Source organism: Parvularcula maris, assembly GCF_024505085.1.
Classification (GTDB): Bacteria; Pseudomonadota; Alphaproteobacteria; order Caulobacterales; family Parvularculaceae; genus Parvularcula; species Parvularcula maris.
This window is the reverse complement of record NZ_JANIBC010000035.1, coordinates 1-2,237: the sequence shown is the minus strand read 5'-3', so window position 1 is coordinate 2,237 and position 2,237 is coordinate 1. Positions and strand designations below refer to the sequence as shown.

At 62.8% G+C, this 2,237-nt stretch carries 1 protein-coding gene; it reads left to right on the top strand.

What is annotated here, in order from left to right; translation table 11 throughout:
* Positions 1-226 precede the first annotated feature (226 nt).
* Positions 227-2,194 (top strand): acyltransferase family protein, encoded by a 1,968-nt coding sequence (locus tag NOG11_RS14830; protein WP_256620596.1) that lies wholly within the window; start codon positions 227-229, stop codon positions 2,192-2,194.
* The last annotated feature ends 43 nt before the right edge of the window (positions 2,195-2,237 follow it).

The following is a 2,237-nucleotide window of genomic DNA, read 5'->3' as shown; positions in this document are numbered from 1 at the left end:
GAGCCTTCGGCGTCGTCTGCAAAGAGGAATGCAGCTTGCGTGCCGAGAGGCGAAGCAGCGCAGCTAGGCCGGAACCAAAGGGCGCTCGTCACCACGCACTCCCTACCTGCCGGTCGCCATGCCGGGCGTACACCGTCGCGGCCTTTTAAGCCTTTCCTGCTAACACGGTGCGGCTAGGTAAACGGGCTGGCAGACACCACCGCCATCATCGGCAGGGAAGGGCTGAATGAACAACACGCTGAGCGGCTACAGGGCAGATATTGACGGGTTGCGGGCTGTCGCTGTGCTGCTGGTCATCTTCTTCCATCTCGGAACGGGCTGGTTTCCCGGCGGCTATGTCGGAGTGGACGTCTTCTTCGTGATCTCGGGCTTCCTGATCACCAAGATCATCGCGGCCGAGATCGACCTCGGCAAGTTCACCTACGCCTCATTCTACGCCCGACGCGCAAGGCGGTTGTTCCCTGCCCTTTACGTCATGATTGCGGCGGTGCTGGTGGGAGGGCTCTTCTTCCAACTGCCCAACGACTTCGTGACGATCGGGCAGACGGCGATCTCAGCCGTCCTCTTCTCCGCCAACATCTATTTCTGGCGCAACACGGATTATTTCAGCCCCGAGGCGGAGTTCAACCCGCTGCTGCACACCTGGTCCCTCTCCGTAGAAGAACAGTTCTATCTCGTCGTGCCGGTCTTCCTACTGCTGCTGGCGCGGTTCAAGGCACCGAAGCTACCGTTTCTGGCCGCAGCCGCGGTGGCGTCCTTCGTCCTCAGCGTCGTCAGCATTCAGATCAGCGAGTGGGCGGCCTATTATCTTCTGCCGTCGCGCGCTTGGCAGCTCCTATGCGGTTCGTTACTGGCCCTGAGCGTCACGACCACGGGTCCGGCGACCAAGCTCAGCGAGGCCGGTGGCTGGGTCGGCATCGCCGCCATTCTCTGGGCGTCGCTGATGTTCTCTTCGCAGACGCCCTATCCTGGGGTGGCGGGCCTCTTTCCCACCCTCGGAACGGCTGCGGTCATCTATGCGGGCGGACGTGAGGGCTCCGGGATCGGACGGCTGATCGGTAACCCCATCATGGTCGCGATCGGCCTTGCCTCCTACTCCCTCTATCTCTGGCACTGGCCGGTACTTGCCTTCTTGCGAGCCTATCAGTCATCCGCCCATCTTGGCGCCCCGGCCCAGCTCCTTGCCTTCGCGCTCACCATGGTGCTGGGCTTCGCCTCTTGGCGCTTTGTCGAGCAGCCCTTCCGCAACAAGAAAGTTTTCTCCGACGGCTCTATCGGCAGGCTCGCCGTGGGTTGTTCGGCGGCGCTTCTCGTCTGCGCCGTGGTGGTCATCGGTGCCTCGGGCTTTCCAGAACGCATGACCGAAGACGGACGCCGCTCGGCCAGCCTCGCGCCTGAACTCGTCCTTCGGGACCCTTGTCTTGGTATCGACCCCGATCAGGTGGCGGTCTCAGCCTGCTATCGGGAAGGCCAACGCTCCGGCATCGTTCTTTACGGAGACAGCCATGCGGCTGCCCTGGCCCAGGTGAAGAACACTTTTGCGGGGAGAAGCATCGGCTTTGTCGGCCGCGTCGGCTGCCCGCCGCTTCTCGGTGTTCGACGGCTCGGCTATTCGGGCAGTGCTCTCTGTACGGCATCAGTGGAGAAGATCACGGAGCTGCTGGCGAACGATCCATCCGTGCACACGGTCATCATCAACTCGCGCTGGGCTTTGGCCGCGGAGGGAACGCGGTTCGGCGGCGAGGGCGGATCCCTCTACCGGCTCGTCGATGACGAGCAACAGGTCGCAGGCGAGGATAACCACGACGTGGTCGCTAGAGGTCTCGAGCGCACTTTAGACCGGCTCCTGGCGGGCGGAAAAAAAGTGCTCCTTGTCGGTCCCGTGCCAGAGGTCGGTGCCAATGTCCCGAAGACGATGGCGCGCAGGGAACTGGCCGGTACCAAGCGAGACATCAGACCGGAAACCGCCGCCTTTTTCGAGCGCCAACGCGAAACACTAGCGATCCTAGAAAAGGCCTCAGAGCGTCCCGGTGTCGAAGTGTTCTATCCGCATGCCGAGTTTTGTGGCGACCTGCGCTGCGACATCGAGAAGGGCGGTAAGCCTCTCTACCTCGATGACGATCACGTCTCCGAAACCGGTGCCTGGCTGGTGGCGGAGGGCCTCGCTGCCCAGTACCCAGAGCTTCTTCGGTAAAGAAAAACCCCCGCGCCAGGGAGGGGGCGCGGGGGTCTTGGGG

Excerpts from the sequence above, each read along its gene's own strand:
- NOG11_RS14830 (WP_256620596.1), top strand. The coding sequence starts at position 227 with ATGAACAACACGCTGAGCGGCTACAGGGCAGATATTGACGGGTTGCGG.